Raw genomic sequence first — 22,439 nt, 5'->3', positions numbered from 1 at the left:
TTTGTATATCGAACTCGTCGTACTGCGGAGAGGTAGGTGTCATGCAGAAAACCATAAAGTTTGTTCAGTTCCATTCAATTATTTGTTGATTCTTCTGCCTTGGTTTCGTTTAGGTTGGTGTTAAAGTACGCCATGAAATCATGTCCTTGAGCAAAGGCTTTTTCGATCTTCATGCTTTGCTCTTTCAGAGCGGCGCTTGGTTTGGCCCATTGTTCAGAGGGTAACGGTTTGGACCACTGAGCAATGGATTCAGGTAGAGATTTCATGCTGAAACGATGGTCCCATTCTGCTACCCAGTAAGGAAAGCGCCACCAAGTGATCAGGTGTGTCAGGTACCACCAACCAACTCCTAATGCGGAACGTTCGTTGTGCTGGTATTCCTCGTGCATGTCTTGTCGTTCCTTATCGAAGGTGTGGCGACCCTCGTAGGGTGCTTTACCAGGGCAGAAATCCGGTCCTTTTTCCATGTAGGCACGTATGGCTTCCCATTTGCCTAGTCCATGAACAGGAGTCATGACCTCCTGTGTGAGAAAGTGCACCGTATCGGCCTTGGGATTATCTATGGCCATGCCAAAGGCGTAGCTACTGATTACGCCTACTCCAGTGAGTCCGGTGCTGACTGAGATCCACGCAACCGTGTCTTCCCAAGGCTGGATCACGGCTTCGTCGGAGCCATTCGGGAAGAAACAGACCTCTCGGCGTTGACGGTTAAATCGGATGGGTCTGGCGCGGGCTTTGTTCCTTGTGGTGCTGATAATCGCGTACAGGCCAATCAGCGCTGCTCCCCCTCCACACCAGAGCGCTAGTGATATTCCGAACTCAAAAAAATCGTTGAAGTAAAACCAGAAGCTTCTGCCGAATGGGTTTATGAATGCTGCGAAGCCCATCAATGTTGGGAGAACAAATAGACAAACGATAACTACGACTGTTGGGAGTGACACAGCTAATCGTGCTTGGAAAGACTTGGTGAGATTGCTGCTACCCAAGTCCAGATAGGTGTCGTTGACTTCAACAAAACTTCCGCCGAGATCCATTGGGATTTGTCCGGTCGGAACGGGTAGTGGCGAGAAAAACACCGCATCGCCAGTAGTAAAGCGTCGATATTCACCAGCGATGGGGCGCTGCTGTCGAATATCGAACTTGTCGTACTGTGGAGAAGTAGGTGTCAAGCCGGATAACCATAAAATGCATGTCCGGCATGAGGTAGTCGATCGTAATTATGCTTCAACAAAACGGCTCATCAGGTGGTGGCCTCAGTCTCTTGGTTCGGTTCGGCAAATTTCACCTTGAAGTAATCCAACAGATTCTGACCTTTGGTGAAGGCCTTCCGGATTTCGGCGCTCTCCTTGAGCAACGCTTCGCTTGGCATAGCGTGTTGCTCGAGGGGGAGAGGTCTTGACCATTCCAGGATTTCTTTAGGGAAGGCGGCTTTGGGGCGGTTATTGATCCAGGCTGCGATGTAACAAGGTATCGTCCAGCCACTGAAAAACTGAATAATCAAAAATCCCCAGATATACCGTAGGAATGAATGATGAGAACGGTATCCTTGTCTACACATATGGAAATACGCGACTGATCCTGCTTCGAATTCATCTGATTGCTTCATGGGTAACGCTTGAGGCCCTTCCTCCATATAGACACGTATGGCCTCCCACTCAGCTATGGCTTGGTTCAAATTTCCACTTGGAACACTGACCCAAAGCACATCGCCATTTTTGTCGCGAAGTCCGATCATTAGTTTGAACTCGGGGATTACAGCATATTGAGTGATCAGCTTGCTAACTGAAACGCTCGCGATAACCTCTTCCCACGGCACATAACGAGGGGTCATTCCCTTCTTGGGAACATAAACAATTTCCCGACGCTGGCGATTGAAGCGTATGGGAGGTTGATTGCTGGCTTGGCGAATTGCAAAGAAAAATACGCAAAGGTAAAGAGTTGCAAGTGCTCCCACAAAACCCCAAACCGCAATGCTTGTAAAGAAATCAAGCCAACTACTCCAAAACGGCTCTACATCTCTTCTTATCCAAGACGCAAACCCCGTTGTAAAAAAAAGAAAAATTAACAGGAACATCACCGCCCCAATTCCTGCTCGGGCCATAAACTCAAAACTTCCTCGGGAGATGGCAAAGTCTAAGAAAACTTCATTGGCATAGCGGTGCAGTTGGCGCGCACTGAAAGGTAGCACTCCGGTCGGTACCGGTTTTGGTGATAAATAGACTATCTCAGTCCCCGGTTCTCTCTCGACATCACCTGCGTGAGGCAGCCGATCATATTTGTTTTCAAGCATGTAGATGCTCCGGTTTCACGTCGACCCACTGTAATCGGTGAAAAAAGGGACAGATTTATTTTCTCTAGTGAAAATAAATCTGTCCCCTTTTTGCTCTTGGAGACGGTGGGAGCGTGCAAGTTTATGGGAGCCTATCGTTTCGGCGGGGCAATTTCCGAACCTTGTCTAGATGCATTCCCATTCAGCAAGCAAAAAGGGAGCGGGGTTATTTTCGTGAGTGTATATAAAATACACCTGTCCTATTTTCTTTATTCTGCTGGCGAAAGGTACCACCTGATAAACTCAAAAAATCCACTCCATTTTGGAGGAATCAGGCCAGATACGAAGTCTTCTTGCTGAGCTAAGTCGAAGTCCCAAACGCCACCACTATTTTTGTCCAGCAAGTAACCTCCCTCACCTTGCAAGGATGTGAAGCCTATGTAATTTTCTGGTAGCTCCCACATATCGTGAATGAACTCGGTACCCATCAAGATCTGCTCTGTAGGCTCGGATACGTCACAAATGTACTCATCAGATACAGAGCTCTTAAAATTAGCAGGTAGGTAATTTATATAAATACTACCGAACTCGCTGTCTGGAGAGACTCCTAGTTTTTCAAGGGCGCTTATAGCCAAGTCCTTGTCGGTTCTATGTATGCTGTCTGGCTGCTTTTCTATCAGGCTAACTAAGTCTTGGGGTATCATTTTTTTACCTCGGCTGCACGATCCCTCCAATATTGAGGAACCTCTTTGTCAAATAGCTCTCTGTCTACAGGTGCGTCAGGGTTTTTATTTCTTCCATAAGGGTGAATTGCTTTGCCTCCCTTGTCTTTCTTCGTCTGAAGGTGAGTCTTTCGGCTCAGTTCGAAGAGGGGGCCTTTACCATTTTGTCTAGAGTGGTGAAGTTGCAATTGCTCCGGCACACCGTCTTTCATCACAAACGGAGACCCGCCTTCCTTAGCTCGTTGATAATTTGACTTTCCTCCTACTTCCATGTCCCAGTCAATGTCTTGCTGGAAGACCTTATATTCATTACCAGTTCCTTTGCCTCGGGCTTTCCATGTTGTCTCTTTTTTAAAGAACTTTGGATTCTTACCGCTTTCAGGCCCCGGGGCATCCGGTGCACCTTCATTTACCTTAGCGTCAGTTTCAGGAGACTCAAGTCTTGATGGAGGCTTACACCCATCCGCTCCCGGACAGTTATCCAACCCCAATGGATCCACCCACCCCGTAGGGTTAGGCACGTACTGGTAGTTGTTCAACCCGCCTGCAAGCTTGATCGGATCCGGCGTCAGATACCGTCCAGTGCCAGGATTGTAGTAGCGATGCCGGTTGTAATGTAAGCCCGTCTCAGCATCGAAGTACTGGCCCTGGAAGCGCAGCGGGTTATCAATTTCGAAAAAAGGGACAGATTTATTTTCTCTAGTGAAAATAAATCTGTCCCCTTTTTGCTGCCGGCGTCGTTGTACTGGTATTCGGTGACTGCACCGAGTGGGTCTTTTTCGGCGATCAGGCGACCCTTGTCGTCGTAGGCCTTGAGGTGTTCCGCACCGTCCGGATCGACTTTGGCGACCAGTCGAGCCTTATCGTCGTGGGTGTAGACCTCTTCGCTGCCATCAGCGTTGGTAACCTTAACGCTCGGCTTCACCGGCGGCGTTTTTGGCTTCGATCAGACGCTGGTGGGCATCGTAGCTGTAGGTGACTAAGGTTTGGATGGTGCTCCAGGCGTCTTCCAGATTGTCAGCCGGGCTGAACTGCTGATAGTCGATGGCGACGATGTGCTTTCGATCGTAACGCACGAGGAGGGCGCGACCGGCACCGTTATCGACACGTTTGATTCGACCGTGGATGTCACGAGTAATGTGCAGGCGATTGCCATAATCGTCACTGATGGCAATCAGCGAACCAAAAGGGGACAGATTTATTTTCGTGATTGCGTGGAAAGTAAATCTGTCCCCTATTTTTCTAAATTAAATATCAACTACAAGCTTTTCTAGGAACTCCGAGAACGAGTTAGCTAAAAAAACATGTGATCTGACAGGTTTGTCGTAGTATTCGGATTCATAGAAGTAAATATTGCCATATTCATTTTCTTTGATAGAAAAACAAAAATAGTCCCCACCCGCATCAGCAGCGAAAGGAACAAGGTTTTTCGGCATTAATGAGTTATCAACGAATGTCTCTTTGTAGGTTGACTCGATAGTGTCGCCCCCATATTTCAAAGGTAGGAATTCGTTTATCTTATAGCCGTTACCATTAAGCTCAAACAAATTCACTTCCGAGTGGCCTCCGTTGTTTATTTTGTAGAACTCTTTGAATTCTTTTGGGAATTTTATATTTAGCTGTTGCTCTGCGTTTTTTATGTCTGCGTCTGTTACTGGTAGCTTTTGGTCTTGTAAATTCATTTGTAAATTCTCCTAGCGTTTATATTCTACGTCGTGATGCGCTTCATATTGGCTTACGGAGCCCTTGTGAGGAATAGTAGCTTTATGAGCTTTCCGTTGCACAAGTTCTAATGTTGATGTATTCGTTACAGGATCATAATCATCCAAATGGTGCCAAGTATAGTCGGGTGGAGAGTCCATACCTGTAGGTATGTGATCCTTCAAACCCGCTTCCTCATTGGCTAACTTAAAATCGTTCCTTCTGCTACCAGTCATCGGGACTTTCACAATGTTTTTTTGGCCAGGTTCAACGGGATACAGGTATTCAGAATCCCGGAATGTAGGGCCGCCATTTGGCGTTACTTTTACGTTCTCAAATCCCTTGGACTGAGCTTGCTGGTGGATTGCCAACTCTTCCGTTTTAGGCGGCGGGCAGTCTTTTAGCGTTTGCAATCCTAACGGATCCACCCATCCGGTAGGGTTTGGCACGTACTGGTAGTTGTTCAGCCCACCCGCCAGCTTGATCGGATCCGGTGTCAGATACCGCCCGCTACTCGGATTGTAGTAGCGATGCCGGTTGTAATGTAAGCCCGTCTCTGCGTCGAAGTACTGCCCTTGGAAGCGCAATGGGTTGTCGATTTCCGCGATATCGAGGGCGGCGAGATTGCCATAGGCGCGGTATTTCGCCGACCACATGATCTCGCCGCTGTAGTCGGTGAGTTCCTGTGGGGTACCAAGGTGGTCGAGTTGGTAGTAGAACGGCGTTGCTTTCAGTGGGCCTTCGCCGTCCAGCATTGCCAGTGGCCGGAAGCTACCCGGCTCGTAGATGTAACTGCGATAACGATTGTCGCCGCTTTCGGCAATCAGTTGATTGCCCTGCCAGAGGAACTCAGTCGTTAATCCGTCGACGGTCTTGGCAACGCGGCGACCGAAAGCATCATACCTGTAGGTTGCGTTACTGCCGCCTGGCAAGCTAACGCCGATTAATCGGTGCTGGCAGTCGTAACGGTATTCGGTAACCAGTTTCTGACCGGCGCCACGACGTTCACGGACCAAGTTGCCAAAAGCGTCGTAATCGTAGTGCCGGTCGCCCTGCATTAGCAGGCGGTTACCTTTGACGTTGGCCAGGTTGGCGGCAGGTTGGTCGCCCTGGCCGAGAAGGTTACCGGCTGGGTCGTGGGCAAAGCTTTCCGGGATTGCGCCACGGACGTTGATCAGGCGATCAAGTGGATCGTAGTGATAGCTGCGATTGCCTTTACGACTGTCGTCGATGCCGGCGAGATTGCCGTTGGCGTCGTAAGCGTAGCTGCGCCGGAACAAATTTCGCTCTTGCTGACTGACTGCGTGAGCCTGCAGTCGGCCTTGTTCATCGTATTGATATTCGCTTAGCAACAGTCCCTGTTGGCGTTGTTGTTCGTGCCCCCCACTAAATTGGTGGGTAGTCAGTCGTGAGCCGTTTAGATCTATGCTGCTGAGGCTACCCCCAAGTTTATGGCGGTAGTCGAGTTTGCTGCCGTCAGGGAGGCGACAATGTTTTAGTTGGCCGACGGCGTCGTACTCGTAACGCAAAGTGGCCCAGCCCTGATGTTCCGTAATCAGGCGATCCTGAAGGTCGTACTCATAAGCGATCGGCCAATTGCCGTCATCAATGTTAACCAGCCGCCCCAACGAGTCGTGGCTATAATGGATCTTCTGACCATCGGCCAATGTTTTTACTAGTAAACGACCAGCAGTATCACGTTGGAACTCAGTGACTAGTTCGCTGCCATCATCGCCGAATTCGGTTTTCTTTAACAACTGACCATTGAGGTCATATTCATAGGCGGTGAGACGTCCGTCGAAGCCAATTTCTTGTTGTACTAATCCATTAGGGAAGTAGTCGAGGTGATACCGCTCACCACGTTCGTTTTCGATTTCGCTGAGCAACAAGCGCGAGTTGTCATAGCGATAGCGCAGTTGGCTGCCGTCAGGATTAATGCGACGACTGACTAGGTGGAGGTTGTCGGCGTATTCGTAGCGGGTAATACGGCCTAGCCCATCGCGCTCGGCGGTGACTTTACCGTAGGCGTTGTAGGTGAACGCGCGGATGGCGCCGCCGGGCAGGATGATCTGTGCGATGCGATTGGCTGCGTCCCACTGGTACTGGGTGATGGCACCACTTTCGTCCTGACGGGTGATTTGACGGCCCAGCGCATCGTAGCGGTACTTGCGCTGACCACCGTCAGGCAGGTGCTCTTCAAGCAATTGCCCGAGGTTGTTCCAGCCCAGTTGATGACGGCTGCCGTCGGGTTGGCGGATCTCCAGCAAACGACCTTGCTGGTCGTAGATGTAGTAGGTCGAGTGGCCATCCGGATCAATTTGTTCGGTGATATCACCCTGATCGTTACGCCAATATGTCCAAGTCGCTTGACCACGCTGCATCAGACGGACGTGACCGTTGTAATAGGAGTAAGTGGTGGGCTCGTCTTCTGGGGGAATGACTGCGACCAGCCGGCCGGCCTCGTTATAACGGTACTCAGTAACCGCTCCGAGCGGATCTTGTTCTGTAACTAAACGGCCTTTGTCGTCGTAGCCTTTGAGATGCTCCGCACCGTCCGGATCCAATTTTCGAATCAAACGGGCTTGATCGTCGTGGGTGTAAATTTCTTCACTGCCGTCGATATTGGTAACGACGACGGAGCCTTTGTCGTCCCACGCGTAATGCGTGTCCATCTGCGAAAAACTCGCCCAGTGATGGATACAACGAGCCGACTTGCCTTCTTTTTCCCACTCCCAGTAGAAACTGGCGCCACCAGTCAGTTGCCGTTCCAGAATCACGTTCTGATCGTCGTAGTCGTAGCGCTCTGCTTCACCTGCCGCGTTCTTTGCCTCAATCAACCGGTGTTGTGAGTCATAGCTGTAACTAACCATCGTCTGGATGGTGTTCCAAGCATCCTCCAGGTTGTCTGCCGGGCTGAACTGCTGATAGTCGATAGCAACGATGTGTTTGCGGTCATATCGTACGAGAAGGGCCCGACCGGCACCGTTATCGACCCGTTTGATTCGCCCGTGAATATCACGGGTGATGTGTAGGCGGTTGTCGTATTTGTCGCTGATTGCGATCAGCGTAGAACCCTTGCTGTTGTAGCGGAAGTGATAGAACTGTGCGCGATCACCTGCCTGTGCGAGAACTAGCTCAGATGGGTCTTCGCCAACAAAAATGGCTGCTTGTGACAGGCTGTTGGTGATTGCAGGTCGCTTGCGGCTAGGTAACGGAAAGGTGGTTGTACGATTTTCGTGATCGGTCCAGACCACCTCCTCTCCGTTCACATCCACGCGTTGTGCCAAGGCGTGGCTCCAACCGTAACCGAGGCCACAGTCGATTTCCGCGGCGCTGGTACGGTAAAGGCGAGTCCACTCGAAAGGTAGCAGTCCGCCGAGTTCGCCATCGGTCAGCGTTAGCAGCTCTTCGCCAGTGACCATAGATACCGGGCAGTTGTTGGTGCAGGTTTTCTCGGCACTGGTTGCACTTTTATCGTCAGGGGTTTTCGACTGACTAGAAGCGTCGTCAACCTTTTCTTTCGGCTCAAGATTGTTCTGTTGCTGTTTTTTATCTCGCGGAAACGAAGAAGCATTTTTCACTTCCTGCTTCGGCGTGTCCGTGGTTTTCGGCACCTGACTCTTCGAGCCGTTGGCCGCCGCCTCGTCGATCTTGATCGCCGCTGTTTTCGTCGGTTTCATCGGCACGTTCTTGGCGCTGGCAATCACCGGTTTCGAAACCTCGGCGTGCGCCGGCAAGCTGTGCTCGCCACTCAACTTCATCAGTGTCGCGGCCAGTTCTTCGAGGTATTTGACGGCCTCACCGGATTTGACCGTGGACAGGGCTTTGGTCCCCACGCGCACTGCGATACCGGCACCGCCGGTGAGGCAGATACCCAGCACCACGTTGACCAGGAACTCGGACGCAATGGTGGTCACCACATCGACAACCACTTGCGGCGGCAGCATACCGACCCAGGCCACAATCGCCGACACGTAGATGAACATCAGCGGTTCGTCGCTGAGGATCAACAAGCCCGAGGCAATCGATTCCTTGGACGCGGCATAGAGTTTGTCGATCTCGACGTCCGACAGGTATTTGCGCAGTTTTTCCAGGTTTTCCTTCGGGTGCGCGAGCAGTTCGAACAGGCTTTTGATGTCGTCCCACAGCCGGAGCAACGCTTGCTCCAGGCCATCCATCGCGCGCTTCAACAAAATGACCGAGCGGCCCATGCGGTCAGCCGCCGAGTAGCTGGTCCACTGCGGTTGGAACTTGCCCGACCACTCGCTTTGCAGCCAGCCGTTGAGTTTGCCGATCACGCCCTGATACGAGTCGTAGAGTGCCTTGACGTCGCTCTGGGACACGTTCGGGAAGAAGGTGATGCGATACATCTGGCCTTTTTTGCAGCCATCGATGACCTTGATGCCGCTGGGGCCAATGGTGGTTTCAATCGCCGGACCGGTGACGTCGTCGTAAACGACGCCTTTGGTGACTGGCTCCAAGCGTACCGGCGTATTGCCGATCGGTACGAAACGCGCCGAGTCGAACATGTGGATCACGGTGAAATCGCCGGCCAGGGGGCAGGTGGCGTAGGTTTCGACGGCGCCGGTCTTGGTCTTGCGCTTGGTAATGCTGACTTCATTACCGACCTTGAAAGTCTGATCCACGTCCAGCGCCCAACCGGTCCAGAAGCCGTCGGCCCAGTCTTTGTAGTCACTCAGGCAATTCTTGAAGTCTTTGAGAATCAGGTTCACGTCAGGTGTTTTGGCGTCCAGCACGCGCAGGACCAAGGTACCAATCGGGGTATTCATGACGTGACTTCCTTTGTCAGCTGAGCAGCAAGACGCTCTGCCATATCTTCTGTATTGGATTGTTGGCGCACGAAGCGCTCGACCTTATGGCGCAAGTTACTTTCGGGGAAGGCGAAGAACAGTTCCGGGCAGTCCTCTCCCAGCCACTGCATCAGGTTGTCGACGACGGTGGTGTGGTCTTTTTTCGCCAGCGTGTCGACTAACTTCTGCGGCACCTCCCACCATGGCCAGGCCTTCGCTGGTGGCACTCCCCTCGGTCCCACGTCGAGTGGCTGGCCATTGATCAGGTAGCGGTCAAACACCGGCAAAACTTCTCCCGCGCCAGCTCCCAATCCTTCAAGAATCGGGAAAATATGCCGCCCATCCCAAAACCGAAAGAACACCTCGGTCCCATCCGGCATCCGCACTTGAGTCAAACTGCGAAGATGTTCGAACACCACGTCCGGGGTGCTGGTGGACACCGCCAGCCAGCCCCAATCCTGAGCGTCGGTTTCAGCAATCCATAGAAGGAAACCGGCGTTGGGTTTCAGCTCGGCGAGGTAGGGCATCACTGGTTGCCAATCGGCGTACGGCGTGCCGCTCCAGATCGGGATCAGCTCCGGCGCCATCTCCTGCTGGTAGAAGGCCTTCAGTGGCTCGGCATCGCTGGCCGCGCTGACAATCAAATAAAGTCGTTCATTAGCCTGCAACGGCCGTTCAGCCAGCCATTCCAGCGGGGTCAAAAGATCAGATCGCACAAGCACCTGCCTTGCATTTCTCGCACTCTTCACAGAACGGCGCGTTGCGTTTGAGGGTGTTGATCTGCGCCGGGGTCAGGACCGCGCCAGCCTTGTCGGCATCCGCCTGTTTCAGCACGCCAGGCATCAGTGGTGCGGCGCCAGTCCCGTTGCCGGGGCTGCCCCCGGAGTTCATGTTGATCACCGGCCCGCTCAGGGTGACGCCGCTGCCATCAATCTTGATGAAGCTGCCGCCGCCCTTGAGGGTCAGTTCGCTGCCCGCTTCAAGCACGACTTTCATGCCGCTGCTCAGGTGAATCTCCTGGCCCGCGTCGATGAATTGCCCGGTGCCGATCTTGATGTGCTGGTTCACGCCCACGGTCAGGTGGTCGTTGGCCCGGGCTTCGACTTTGCGGTCGGCGTAGACGGTGTGGTGTTCTTCGGCCTTGAATTCGCTGTAGCTGTTTTGCTCGACGGTGTCGTGGCGTTCGTTGCCGACGCGGATTTTCTGGTCGTGTTCGACGTTTTCGTCCCAGTCGCGCTGGGCGTGGAGGAAGATTTGTTCCTGGCCTTTTTTGTCTTCGATGCGCAGTTCGTTGAAGCCGCCACCACCCTTGGAACTCAAGGTTTTGAAGGTGCTGCGGGTTTTGTTCGCCGGCAGCGGGTAGGGGACGACGTTTTCCTTGTGGTACAGGCAGCCGCTGATCAGTGGTTGGTCGGGGTCGCCTTCGAGGAAGGTGACGAGCACTTCCATGCCGATCCGCGGGATGGCGATGCCGCCGTAGTGGGCGCCGGCCCAGGCGGAGGAGACGCGCAGCCAGCAGCTGGTCTTGTCGTCGGCCTGGCCTTCGCGGTCCCAGTGGAATTGCACTTTGACTCGGCCGTACTGGTCGCAGTGGATCTCTTCACCCTTGGGCCCGGTGACCACGGCGCTTTGGCTGCCGAGGATGCGTGGCTTCTTCTGCGTCAGCGGCGGGCGGTTCGGCACGTCCCACGGGGTGGCCTGGAAGCGGTTGCGATAACCCTGGTGGAAATCGCCCTTGAGGCGGGTGGTGTCGCTGGTCACCGACTCTTCCAGCACTTGAGGCTGTTTGCCTTCGTGCAGGACTTCGGTCAGCAGCCACAGGTCGTTCCATTTAGGCTTAGGGTGTTGGGTCAGGGCCAGGAAATGGCCGCTGACCAGCAACGGCTGATCGCTTTTGCCTTCGGCAAGCTGGAAGTCGCTGCGGTGGCGTTCCAGGTTGCGCTTGGCCAGGTGTTTGCCGCGCTCACGGTCGATGAAGCGACCGGGGTAGTCGTAGTCTTCGAGGTCGGGCAGGGCGTCGCCGCGGTTTTCGCTTTCGAGGGTCAGGCGCGGTTTTTCGAAGTCGTAGTCGCGGCGGGTGGTGCGGCTGGTGCGGGTTTCCAGGCGCAGATCGAAGCGCTTGATCACCGGGTTGTTGGCGACCATGCCGGAGTCTTGCTGGTAGGCCACGGGTGCGAGTTTCGGGAACACCGTCTGGTCATCGCCGAACACCAGTTTGTGGGCCGTGGCGCTGTGCTGGAAGTGGTAGTGGATACCTTCTTCCTCGCACAGGCGCTGGATGAACTGCAGGTCCGATTCATCGTACTGAACGCAATAAATGCGCTCGGGATAGATCGCCCCGACTTTGAATTCATAGGCATTGCTTTGGATGCCGTGCTCTTCAAGGACCATGCCGATGATTTTCGGCACGCTGAGGTTCTGGAAGATGCGTTGGTTGATGCGGTGCGCAAGGTAGGACAGTTGCGGGCGCAGGGTCACCGCGTAGCGGGTCAGGCGTTTGCCGGAATCACCCTGGGCGGCGCGATAGATCAGGCCATGGATGCCGCTGCCGTCAGGCGAGAGCTGCAAAAAGGCCGGTTTGTGCAGCAGGGTCTCGAGGTCCAGGGACGGCTGTTCACTGACCAGCTCCACCTCAAACACAAAAGGCTGGCTGATGGCTTCCCGACCTTGCAGGGAAAAGACCTGGAAGTCGCTGGAAAGACCTTCGATGGTCAGGGCAAAGTGAGTTTGATTGGCCGGCGCGAACATCCCTTGTTCCTCGTGCAGTGCTGCGGCATGCGCTGACACCCGGAAACCGGGTCAACGGACGCGAAATTCTGGAAGGGCGGAAACAACATCGACCAGCAGAGCTGGCCGATGCTTGTGACGGTCAGCCTGACTTAGGCGACCGGCAGACGCCAGTCATCGGAACCCGAAGTACCGGATACTTCGTGGGTCCAGGTGATTTTGCGGTAGGTGAATTGCACTTCTTCCAGGTGAGTGAAGTGCGAGTTCGACGGATCCTGGCAGTTGTGCATTTTGTTGTTGATGGCGACGATGATCGCGTCTTCCAGTTTGGTGGTGTAGTAGTGCTCTTGGGTACCTTGAGCCGAAGTGCGGTACCACTGGATAACGATTTCGCTCATGCGCTCGCCGGAGGTCAGAGCAGCTTGCAGCAGTGGCGAAGCCTTGTCGTAGACCTTGGTGATCACAACTGGCTTGTGAACGCGCTGACCGGTTGGCTGGCCGGACTGTGGGTCACGCGGGATGATCACGTCGTGGCTGAAAGCCTGAACCATGACCTGGTCTTCGTGACCTTCTTGATAAGTGTTGCCAACCGAGTCGGCGGTGAATGCGCCGGCGGTGATCAGACCTTGTTTTTCGCCAGTGACGGACATGTACGCTGGAGTAGCCATGGATGTGCTCCTTGCTGAATATAGTGAGAGTGCCCGGGAGGCGGTATCGCCCGGTGGGTGCCTGACTGTTATCAAGGTCCGTGCCAGAAACGGTTAAGGCTATACAAATCAAGGTGTTGAGGCTTTTTTTAAAGTGCCTGGAAGGTTTTTGCAAGGAGCGCCGCATGAATGTGCGCAAGTTCTTGCGCAGCACTGCGCAAGAACTTGCGCACTTGGCCGGAGAGCCTGGCAGGCCGGGCGATCAGCGATCCTGCAAGCGCGTTTGACCCGAGCAGTGCGCAACTTCTTGCACAGCAAGGCTTTGCGCCATCACGTGAAGGTGTCTGGAACTCAGTGCAACGAATCGATGGGCTGAGCGGTCCATAAAAACAGCGCCGTCGAGCGTCCAAACAACCTGGAAGTGGAGTGAGAACGACATGAAAATCCTGATGGTTTTAACGTCCCACGATCAATTGGGCAACACGGGTAAGAAAACCGGCTTCTGGCTGGAAGAATTCGCCGCGCCGTACTTCGCCTTTAAGGATGCCGGCGCTCAACTGACCCTGGTTTCGCCCAAGGGTGGCCAGCCGCCGCTGGACCCGAAAAGCGACGAGCCGGACGCGCAAACCGCTGCCACTGATCGCTTTCGCAAAGACTCCGCAGCCCAGTCCGCATTGGCGTCTACCGCGCTGCTGAGCACCGCGAGGGTTCAAGATTACGATGCGGTTTTCTATCCGGGCGGTCATGGGCCGTTGTGGGACCTGACCGAAGACAAGAACTCGATCGCGCTGATCGAAGCGTTCATCAAGGCGGGTAAACCGGTCGCGGCCGTTTGTCATGCGCCGGGTGTGCTGCGTCACGTCAAGGGTGCGGATGGCCAGCCGTTGGTCAAAGGGAAGCGGGTGACGGGGTTCACCAACACTGAGGAAGAGGCGGTGCAACTGACGAAGGTCGTGCCGTTTCTGGTGGAGGACATGCTGAAAGAGAAGGGCGGTGAGTATTCCAAGGGCGCGGATTGGGCAAGTTATGTGCTCACCGATGGCCTGCTGATCACCGGGCAAAACCCGGCGTCGTCCGAGGCTGCCGCTGAGGCGCTGTTGGCAAAACTCCGCTAAACACGGAATCTCAGCGGATTGAAGATTCTATGTGGCGAGCGAGCTTGCTCGCGCTGGGCTGCGAAGCGGCCCCAAAAATTCTACGTATGACGGAGATTTTGTGAGTGCTGCGCACTCAAGCGGGAGCAAGCTCTTATCAAACAAAAAATAACCCATTGTTTTTGCTCTTGAAAAATCATGCTGCTTTGACCAGTTGCATGCCTAGCTTGCGCGCTTTTCGCTCCAGAGCGCGCAGCTGTCGGCTGCGGCTTTTTTCTTCAAACTCTTCAATTCCCTTCTCAACATAGGGCTGCCCCTTGGTCAGCATGGCGTAAATCAGCCGCGCCAATTGGTGTGCGGTGGCTTTGATCGCGCAACGGGTGTCCATCCGCGTCAGGCGGGCGCGGTGGCTGGCGCCGATGAAACTCTTGTCCTGTCGCCCATTGGAAGCCGCTTGCTTAAGCGCTTGAGCTGCTCGATTAATGATTTTCGGTGCTTTCCCTGGAAGCGGTTTACCTCCTGATATCCGCGTAGGCGGTGCCACGCCCAGCCAGGAACAAAAGTGCTGAGAGGTGGGAAAACGTGACAAATCCGGCCCCAATTCACTGGCTAATACCAGCGCCGTATCAATCCCGATGGTGGGAATAGCCGTCAGGTCCACACCCATTACCTTGTTCAATGCCCGGTGCAACGCTTGCTGTTGGTCGGTCGAGCGGTGCGGGCTGCGCAGCGGCTTGCCGGGTGCCACTGGTTCATGCTCAAGAACAGGTAGTCGCTCAAGTGCCTGGGCGATGGCCCGGTCACACTCGGCGATCTGGGTTTCCAGAAAGTCATGGCAGGCCAATTCCTGACTCAGAGCATGCAAGTGCTCGGCTCGCCAGTTGCCATGCAAACTGCGGGCAATGGTCGCCTGATCTGCCTTGATGCGCCCGTCTTTCATCGTTGCGAGTTGTTCAGGGTTACGCTCGCCGCCGACAATAGCCCGCAAAATCTTCAGGCCCGTCACCCCGGTGATATCGCTGATGACTTGGGCCAGCTGGATGTTCATCTGGCTCAAGGCTTTTTGCATGCGATTGATGGACTTGGCTTGATCGCAGACTTTATTGGCTCGCTGACGGACCAGAGAGCGCATTGAGCAGATTTCATCCGAAGGGCGAAACGCACCGCTGAGCAGACCATGGGTCATGAGCTGCCAAATCCACTGGCAGTCGAGCACATCGGACTTGCGACCTGAGGTCTGCCGGGTGGCGCGCGAGTTGACGAGGTAAACCTCGAATCCGCGTGCATCCAGCACTTCGAAAAGGGGGATCCAGTAGACCCCCGTCGCCTCCATGGCCACCACGTTGATGTTCAGTGACTGGAGCCAGTCGGCCAAAGCAATCAAGTCGTCGGTGAAGGTGGAGAATTGACGAACAGGTGAATCACATCGCCCTGAATCCACGGCGACCCAGTGTTCGCGAAGGCCGACATCAATGCCGGCACAGTGATGATGGATAATCTCAAAACGCTTTTGGTTCTTGCGCGCCATGACAATTCCTCGCAGGATTGAACAACGCGCGCGGGGTACACGGTGGCGAACGGATTCACTCTCTTATACGAGGTCATGGCTTACGCCATGCCGTCAGCGACTCCACGCCGATACCGTGCAGGCCACTCTCCCTCTCGGGTGCTGTCACACCAGTGCTGGTTACGGCCTTTGCCCCGCGCGCGTTCTTCAAACTTTACGATGAACCTGTTTGCTGCGCGACAGCGCGGCGTCGAAGACGGCGCGGGGCCTCCCTCGCCACACATTGCAATCGGCTGGCAGTTCGTTGAGTCAAATCAGACGCGACAATCTCGAAGTCTCAAAACATTGTTCGATCGAACGCCGCTGCGTCTCGGCATACAAGCCCAATTCATCAATGGTCGGCCGCCCCAGGGCCTGTTCAAAGGCCTGCTGGTTCGAATGCACGCCATAATTCACCTGCGCCGCATCCCCCAGGTTCGACTGGAAAATCCCCGCCGCACTGACCGGCAGAAAATCTTCATACACCAACGGTTCGACCCGCAAGTACCCGCCGCTGAGCAAATCGTCTAGCGACAACGATTTCAGCTCATCCGCCTCCAGGCCTTTTTCCGTGACGAAATAACGAAAGTACGCCAGTTCCTGTTGGCGCATGCCTTCATACGTGTCAGGGAATTCTGCAAAGTGCTGCATCATCAGCGCGTTGTAGCGTGCGGCATTGGCCTCGTTGGGGAAGTCCTGCAACTCATCACGGGCTGCGTTGAGCAGGCGGTCGTAAAGTGCCCGGCCTTTTGGGGTGAGCGCCGCGCCACGCTGTTCGATTTCACCGAAGCGTGCGCTGTGGCTGCCGCGTGTCCCGGCTTGATCGGTGAAGGCAATCGGTTCGTCGAGCGCCTTGAAACTGGTCTGGCGCAGCAGGATCGGGCACTGACGGCGGGGCGGGCCTTCGATCACGGCTTTGGGCGTGATGCCGTGGGCGGGCATTTGCGCCTGGACGATGTCGATGTCCAAGGTGCGCGGCGTCAGGTGATTGATGTGCGGGCCTTTGAACGCGACTACATCGGCAATCAGGCGATGCTGTGCGCTGAGTTTCTGGTACTGCTCGGCGGTGACGGTTGCGCTGTGGTGCCAGCGGAAGGTTTCAAGCGCCTGTTCGACGAAGTCCTGCGCCTCTTGTTCGTTCAGACCGCCTGCGGTTTCGGCGCGGTCGATCAGGGCAAGGGCTGTCGGGGTGAAGATCTGGCGTTTATCCAGCACCGATTGAGCGAAGGCTCGCAGCTCCAGGTCTTCGATCAGTTCCAGGCGCAGCAGTGAGGTGAACACCCGGAACGGGCTGACTTGCAGGGCGGTTTCATGCACGGCGCGGAACGCGGTGGAGTGCACCGGCACGCCGGCCGGGGTCAGGTCGTAATAGCCCACGGGTTGCATGCCCATGACCGCGAACAATCGGGCGAGGGTGGCCAGTTCGCCAGCGGTACCGACGCGGATTGCGCCGTGACGCTCCAGGTCCAGCCGCTCGATTTCGCCGGTGCTGTTCAACTGGCGGGCCACCTGCGGATCGCTGTCGAGCACGTGACGGTTGGTCTGCTCCACGAGCTTCATCAGCGCGCCGTACAGCGGCACTTCTTCGCGGTACATGTCGGACATCGCTTTGGAGAAACGTTGGCGGATCAGGTCAGGGCTGACGAAGCTTGGGTGGCTCATGAAAAAAATTCCTGGCGCGGTGACGTGAAGGATGGGGGAAAAGATCGCAGCCTTCTGCAACGCCGACAAACGAAGAATCTTACGGACTTCATTCTGCCAAGGACTGCTTCGCACTATTGGTTGCCCACAAACCCTGTAGGAGCGAGCGGGCGGCGGTCCTGCAGGATTGATTGGGGATTACAGGTGCGAACGGCTCTCCGAACGCAGCGATCCGAGGAACTCCCGATACAACCGCGCCGTATTGGCCGGTTGTTCGACCATCGGCATATGGCCAATGTGGTCCCAGATGTCCACGCGCAAATCAGCAATGCCTTTACTCCAGACCGCCACGCTGCTGACATCGATCAGACGGTCCTTGCGCCCCCACAGCAGCAGCGCCGGGCACTTGATGTCTGGGAGTTTGGGCTCCATCGGCGGGCTGGCGCGGAAGTCGTTGAAGATTTCTTCCAGCTCATCACGACTCTGTTCATAACGCTGGGCGATGGCGTCCAGCACCACGCCCGGCACCCACGGTGGCTCGGCCATGGTCATCGCGTAGAAGCGCTGGAATTCTTCCCGCGAGTTGATCAGAAACGGGTTGTGCCCCTTGGCCAGATGTCGCTCCAGGTCGCTGGCCTCGGGGGCGGTGACGCCAGCCGGGTCGATCAGGGCGACGGAGGCAATCCGGTCCGGGTACGTCGCCGCCAGCCACGCGGCGATGTAGCCGCCCATCGAATTGCCGATCACATGGACTTTCTCGACCCCGCAAACGTCCAGCAGCTGGATCATCCGCTTGGCCTGCAGCGGGATGTCATAGCCGCCACCGGCCTTGAAGCCGGTTTCGCCGTGACCGGCGATGTCCGGGATGATCACCCGATAGTTGCCGACAAAATGCCGGGCGAAGCGCAGCCAGATGTTCTTGTCGGCGCTGTAGCCGTGCAGCATCAGCACACTGCTGGACGCTTCATAGGGCCCGCCTTGCCAGGTCGAGACGGTCATTTCCGTGATGGGTACGACGATTTTGTGCAGCCGATACAGCTTGGCTTCCAGGGCCATATTCAGGTCATAGAGCCAATAGCCGATGGCCGGGTAACTCAGCCAGCTCCAGGCCACAAAAACCGCGATAAGGACAACCAACACAAGCATCAGGCATCTTCCTTTTACGTGATCAGGACAAAATGTGATCGGCGGGTTTCAGCGTCCGGGTCAACCGGTGATAGCTGAAACTGAACCCCGGGAACATGGCGATCACATGACCGCTCTTGCTTTGATACCAACTGTGGCAGCCCCCGGACTTCCAGACGGTACGCTCCATTTCACGGTGGATCATCTCAGTGTAGGTACGTTCTGCCTCGGGGCGTACTTCGATGCTGCGCAAACCCTTTTCTTTCAGCGTGCGGATGCAATCGAGGATGTAATTCATCTGTGACTCGATGATGAACAGCGCCGAGGTGTGGCCGATGCCGGTATTGGGCCCGGTGACGATAAACAAGTTGGGAAAGTCCGGCAGGCTGGTGCCCAGATAAGCCCGCGGGTACTGGGCCCAGACGTCTTTGAGCCGGGTACCGTTTTTACCGGTGACCGGGTAGGAAATCACCCCGTCGGTGGCGTCGTACCCGGTGGACCAGACGATCAGGTCCAGGTCGATGTGCTGACCGTCCTGAGTGACGATGCCAGTTTCGTCGATGGACGCGATGCCTTGTTCGCGGCTGTGCAGCGTCACGTTGCTGCGCCCGAGTGCCGGGTAGAGGGTGCTAGAGACGATCACGCGCTTGCAGCCGATGGTGAAGTCCGGTGTCAGTTTGCGGCGCAATTCGGGGTCAGGCACCTGGCGCTTGAGGAAGCGCAGGGCGTGTTGCTGGACCATGCGGATCGCCGGTTTCGAGTATTTGAAGGCAATCACCCGGGTTTCGAACTGCCAGTAGAGCATCCAACGCAGCAGTTTGTACGCCGGTTTGAGGCCCAGCAGCCAACGCTGGAAAGGCCCGAAGGCACGGTCGGCGCGGGGCAACACCCAGTGCGGCGTACGCTGGAACACATGCAGGTGCTCGACGTCTGGAGCAATGGTCGGAATGACCTGGGCCGCACTGGCGCCGCTGCCGACGATGGCGACACGTTTGTGCCGGTAATCGAAGGTGTGATCCCAGTTGTTGGTGTGAAACGTCTTGCCCTGGAAGCGTTCCTGGCCTTCGAAATGAGGCACCACCGGTTGACTCAGCGGCCCCGTCGCGTTGATCAGGAACTGCGCGTAAAACGTGCCTTTGGCGCCGGTGTGCACCGCCCAGCGCTGGCCGTCGGCGTCCCATTCGATGCGCTCGACATTGGCTTGCAGTTCGACCTTGTCCCGCAGGCCGAAGTGCTCCACCACGTACTGGGTGTAGTGATGCAGTTCAGCCTGACCGGCGAACATTTGCGTCCAGCGGTAAGGGGCGAAGGACAGCGAATAGAGGGGCGAGGGCACATCGACGGCCGCGCCGGGGTAGGTGTTCTGGCACCAGGTGCCGCCAAAAAAGTCCCGTCGTTCCAGCAGGCGAAAATCGTCGATGCCTGCCTTGAGCAGATTGATCGCCGCGCACTGACCGCCAAAACCGCTGCCGATGATCAACACCTGAAAAGTCTGCATGGGTCTCCTTTATCGTTGTTTATCCAACTCTTCCTTCATGTATAGCCCAAACATGGCCCACAAAGACTGCGCAGGATTCAGGCTGCCCGCCGGTGATGGCTATTTAACGTTGCCCTGATAGACTCCCACCACACCCGCACCCCGTGTTTTGTCGGGTTCCGTTGTGTGACGCAGAGGCCCTTATGGGAAAAACGGGAGGAAAAGGGCTTTCACTGGCCAGAAGGCTCTATACATCGCGAACCCTGGGCCTGGCCTTGGGCCTGCTGTGCGTAGGCGCGGCGATGTATCCACTCAACCCGGCGTCATGGGTCTGGGGGCTGATGGTGGTCAATGGCGTGCTCTGGCCGCATGTTGCCTATCAATGGGCGCGTCGGGCGAAGGTGCCGTTTCACGCCGAACATCGCAACATTCTCGTCGACGCCTTTCTCGGTGGATTCTGGGTCGCCGCCATGCAGTTCAATCCACTGCCGAGCGCGGCGACGCTGTCCATGATGGCCATGAACAACGTGGCGATCGGCGGTTTGCGGTTCCTGCTGGTGGGCACGGTTGCGCAGATTCTCGGGGTGGGTGTCGGCCTGCTGGTGTTCACACCGGCCTTCGTTGCGCAAACCAGCCCGTTGCAGCTCTACGCCTGTCTGCCCTTGCTGAGCCTGTATCCGCTGGCGCTGGGCTGGATCTGTTTTCAACAGGCCACCACCCTGGGCCGCCAAAAACGGGAATTGCTGGCCCTGAGCCGTACCGACAGCCTCACTGGCCTGCTGAACCATGGCGCCTGGAAAGACCAGCTGGAAGTTGAATTCCAGCGTTGCCAACGCCAGCAGCAGGGTGGGGCGATTGCGTTGATCGACATCGACCATTTCAAGACCATCAATGACACCTATGGCCATGTCGCCGGGGACATCGTGCTGCGGCAACTGAGCAAAATGCTCAAGCAGAACCTGCGGGCGACCGATGTGGCAGGGCGCTATGGTGGCGACGAATTCTGCGTGCTCCTCCCGGATTTGCCCCTCGACAGCGCAGCGGCTGCCATGGACGCCTTGCGTGATCGCTTCGCGACCCTGGGCTACGAGCAGAACCCGGCGCTGAAAGTCAGCTTGAGCATTGGCCTGGCGGCATTCGACCCGTCACACACCGACGCCACCTTGTGGCTCAATGATGCCGACCAGGCGCTCTACCAAGCCAAGACCACCGGCCGCAACCGCGTGATCTACCGCATAGACGGCAAACCCCATCACGAGCTGCTCGACCCGGTCTGAGGGCCTGCACACATCCCCCTGCGGGATCGGCCTCAGGTTCGTGTGCGTCGCATTCGGTCTAGAGCCTTGCGCCGTAGTCAGGTAGGGTGTTTTTGACCCCCGACACGAAACAAGGATCGATTCATGACGCTCAATCTCCCTCGTTCCCTGCTGGCCACCAGCCTTGGCCTGACCCTCGCCCTCGGCGCATTCGCCCCTGCAGCCTTCGCCGAACCCCACAAACAAGTCCTCGCCGACGCCGAACAGTACAAGGGTGAAGCCCTGAAACTGTTGGAGCGTCTGGTAAACATCGACTCCGGTTCCGGCTATGAACCCGGCCTGACGCAAGTGCGCGACATCGCCATCGACGAGTTGAAAAAACTCGGCGCCACCATCGAACTGGTACCCAACACACCGGACAAAAGCAGCCACGTGATCGCGACCCTCAAAGGCACCGGCAAGGCGAAAATCCTGCTGATGGCGCACATGGACACCGTGTTCAAGGAAGGCTCGGCCGCCGAGCGCCCTTTTCATATCAAGGACGGCCGCGCCTACGGGCCGGGCGTGATGGACGACAAGGGCGGCATCGTCGCCGGGATCTACGCACTGAAAGTCCTGAAAAACCTCGATTTCAAGGACTACGCTCAAATTACCTTCCTGCTCGATGCCAGCGAAGAAACCGGCTCGGACATCGCCACCGACCTGATCAAGAAAACCGCCAAGGCCCACGACGTGACCCTCAACCTCGAACCGGGCCGCCCGGCGGATGGCCTGGTGGTGTGGCGCAAAGGCAGCGCGACGGCGGTGGTGGAAGTCAAAGGCAAAGCCGCACATGCCGGTGTTGCGCCGGAGCTGGGGCGTAACGCGGCGATGGAGGCGGCGCACCAGATTCTGCAACTCGGCAAACTGGGCGACGCCGAGAAGAAAACCACCATCAACTTCACCGTGATCAAGTCGGGCGACCGCACCAACGTGATTCCGGACCAGGCCACGGCCAAGGCCGACGTGCGGGCGGCGGTACCCGAAGAGTTCGACCGGATCGAGAAGGACCTGGCGCGGGTGTCCAAGGACAAGCTGATTCCTGATACCGAAGTCACCACCACGCTACAACGCGGTTTGCCACCGATGCCGCAAACGGCGGAATCGGATCGGCTGATGGCCATGGCTCAGGGGATTTACGGCGAGATCGGGCGCAAGTTGACGGAAGAAGGCAGCGGCGGGGCGGCAGACGCCAGCCTCTCGGCCGGGGTGGGTACGCCGACACTGGATGGGTTCGGGATTGTCGGCGGCAATATTCATACGCCTGAAGAATACGCGGAGGTAGAGAGCGTAGCGCCGCGGATTTATCTGCTGTCGCGGATGATCATGGAGTTGGCGAAGCGCTGAAAATTGTTCCCTGTGGCGAGGGGGCTTGTCGGATCGC

At 56.2% G+C, this 22,439-nt stretch carries 15 protein-coding genes and 3 pseudogenes; 3 read left to right on the top strand and 15 right to left on the bottom strand.

What is annotated here, in order from left to right; genetic code table 11:
• Nucleotides 1-74 precede the first annotated feature (74 nt).
• The 11 genes and pseudogenes from RHP74_RS19205 to RHP74_RS19155 form a co-directional block, all read right to left on the bottom strand.
• Nucleotides 75-1,169 (bottom strand): DUF6708 domain-containing protein, encoded by a 1,095-nt coding sequence (locus RHP74_RS19205; RefSeq protein ID WP_311096099.1) that lies wholly within the window; start codon nucleotides 1,167-1,169, stop codon nucleotides 75-77.
• A gap of 71 nt (nucleotides 1,170-1,240) precedes the next feature.
• Entirely contained in the window at nucleotides 1,241-2,290 is a 1,050-nt protein-coding gene (locus RHP74_RS19200; protein ID WP_245006759.1) for a DUF6708 domain-containing protein, read from the bottom strand.
• 248 nt (nucleotides 2,291-2,538) lie between these two features.
• Nucleotides 2,539-2,973: an SMI1/KNR4 family protein gene (locus RHP74_RS19195; RefSeq protein WP_311096098.1), complete on the bottom strand. Its 435-nt coding sequence runs from the start codon at nucleotides 2,971-2,973 to the stop codon at nucleotides 2,539-2,541.
• Nucleotides 2,970-3,182, bottom strand: a pseudogene (locus RHP74_RS31440) (HNH/ENDO VII family nuclease); the annotation flags it as partial. The gene RHP74_RS19195 and the pseudogene RHP74_RS31440, both read right to left, overlap by 4 nt.
• Nucleotides 3,183-3,431: 249 nt before the next feature.
• A pseudogene (locus RHP74_RS31435) lies at nucleotides 3,432-3,665 on the bottom strand (RHS repeat-associated core domain-containing protein); the annotation flags it as partial.
• Nucleotides 3,666-3,721: 56 nt separating this feature from the next.
• Nucleotides 3,722-4,172, bottom strand: a pseudogene (locus tag RHP74_RS19180) (hypothetical protein); the annotation flags it as partial.
• 66 nt (nucleotides 4,173-4,238) lie between these two features.
• Nucleotides 4,239-4,673 (bottom strand): SMI1/KNR4 family protein, encoded by a 435-nt coding sequence (locus RHP74_RS19175; RefSeq protein ID WP_311096095.1) that lies wholly within the window; start codon nucleotides 4,671-4,673, stop codon nucleotides 4,239-4,241.
• A 12-nt stretch (nucleotides 4,674-4,685) separates the two neighbouring features.
• Nucleotides 4,686-9,482 (bottom strand): RHS repeat-associated core domain-containing protein, encoded by a 4,797-nt coding sequence (locus tag RHP74_RS19170; protein WP_311096093.1) that lies wholly within the window; start codon nucleotides 9,480-9,482, stop codon nucleotides 4,686-4,688.
• Nucleotides 9,479-10,219 (bottom strand): DUF4123 domain-containing protein, encoded by a 741-nt coding sequence (locus tag RHP74_RS19165; RefSeq protein ID WP_311096092.1) that lies wholly within the window; start codon nucleotides 10,217-10,219, stop codon nucleotides 9,479-9,481. Before RHP74_RS19165 ends, RHP74_RS19170 begins: the two co-directional genes overlap by 4 nt.
• Entirely contained in the window at nucleotides 10,209-12,251 is a 2,043-nt protein-coding gene (tssI, locus tag RHP74_RS19160; protein ID WP_311096090.1) for a type VI secretion system tip protein TssI/VgrG, read from the bottom strand. The genes RHP74_RS19165 and tssI overlap by 11 nt, the downstream gene beginning before the upstream one ends.
• 131 nt (nucleotides 12,252-12,382) lie before the next feature.
• The gene (locus tag RHP74_RS19155; protein WP_033058787.1) at nucleotides 12,383-12,898 is read right to left on the bottom strand and encodes an Hcp family type VI secretion system effector; all 516 of its coding nucleotides are present in this window, start codon (nucleotides 12,896-12,898) and stop codon (nucleotides 12,383-12,385) included.
• 416 nt (nucleotides 12,899-13,314) lie between these two features.
• Here RHP74_RS19155 and RHP74_RS19150 point away from each other — a divergent pair, with 416 nt between their 5' ends.
• Nucleotides 13,315-13,992 (top strand): type 1 glutamine amidotransferase domain-containing protein, encoded by a 678-nt coding sequence (locus RHP74_RS19150; protein WP_311096087.1) that lies wholly within the window; start codon nucleotides 13,315-13,317, stop codon nucleotides 13,990-13,992.
• 175 nt (nucleotides 13,993-14,167) lie between these two features.
• Here RHP74_RS19150 and RHP74_RS19145 read toward each other — a convergent pair whose 3' ends face one another.
• The 4 genes from RHP74_RS19145 to RHP74_RS19130 all read right to left on the bottom strand — a co-directional run bounded on the left by RHP74_RS19145 (nucleotide 14,168) and on the right by RHP74_RS19130 (nucleotide 19,781).
• Nucleotides 14,168-15,499: an IS110 family transposase gene (locus RHP74_RS19145; RefSeq protein ID WP_304875483.1), complete on the bottom strand. Its 1,332-nt coding sequence runs from the start codon at nucleotides 15,497-15,499 to the stop codon at nucleotides 14,168-14,170.
• Between the two features lie 288 nt (nucleotides 15,500-15,787).
• Nucleotides 15,788-17,179 carry a VOC family protein gene (locus RHP74_RS19140; protein WP_311096085.1) on the bottom strand — a complete coding sequence of 464 codons (1,392 nt, stop codon included), beginning with the start codon at nucleotides 17,177-17,179 and terminating at the stop codon, nucleotides 15,788-15,790.
• 177 nt (nucleotides 17,180-17,356) lie between these two features.
• Entirely contained in the window at nucleotides 17,357-18,304 is a 948-nt protein-coding gene (locus RHP74_RS19135; protein WP_010455571.1) for an alpha/beta fold hydrolase, read from the bottom strand.
• 22 nt (nucleotides 18,305-18,326) lie between these two features.
• The gene (locus RHP74_RS19130) at nucleotides 18,327-19,781 is read right to left on the bottom strand and encodes an NAD(P)/FAD-dependent oxidoreductase (RefSeq protein WP_311096083.1); all 1,455 of its coding nucleotides are present in this window, start codon (nucleotides 19,779-19,781) and stop codon (nucleotides 18,327-18,329) included.
• Nucleotides 19,782-19,963: 182 nt separating this feature from the next.
• Between RHP74_RS19130 and RHP74_RS19125 the strand changes: the two genes are divergently transcribed.
• Nucleotides 19,964-21,037 (top strand): diguanylate cyclase, encoded by a 1,074-nt coding sequence (locus tag RHP74_RS19125; protein ID WP_221106417.1) that lies wholly within the window; start codon nucleotides 19,964-19,966, stop codon nucleotides 21,035-21,037.
• Nucleotides 21,038-21,160: 123 nt separating this feature from the next.
• A complete protein-coding gene (locus RHP74_RS19120; protein WP_172791276.1) occupies nucleotides 21,161-22,402 on the top strand; it encodes a M20/M25/M40 family metallo-hydrolase in 1,242 nt (413 codons plus the stop codon).
• The last annotated feature ends 37 nt before the right edge of the window (nucleotides 22,403-22,439 follow it).

The organism is Pseudomonas sp. SG20052 (assembly GCF_031766055.1).
Taxonomy (GTDB): domain Bacteria; phylum Pseudomonadota; class Gammaproteobacteria; order Pseudomonadales; family Pseudomonadaceae; genus Aquipseudomonas; species Aquipseudomonas mandelii.
The sequence above is the reverse complement of the archived record's forward strand: the minus strand, read 5'-3'. Positions and strand labels throughout refer to the sequence as shown.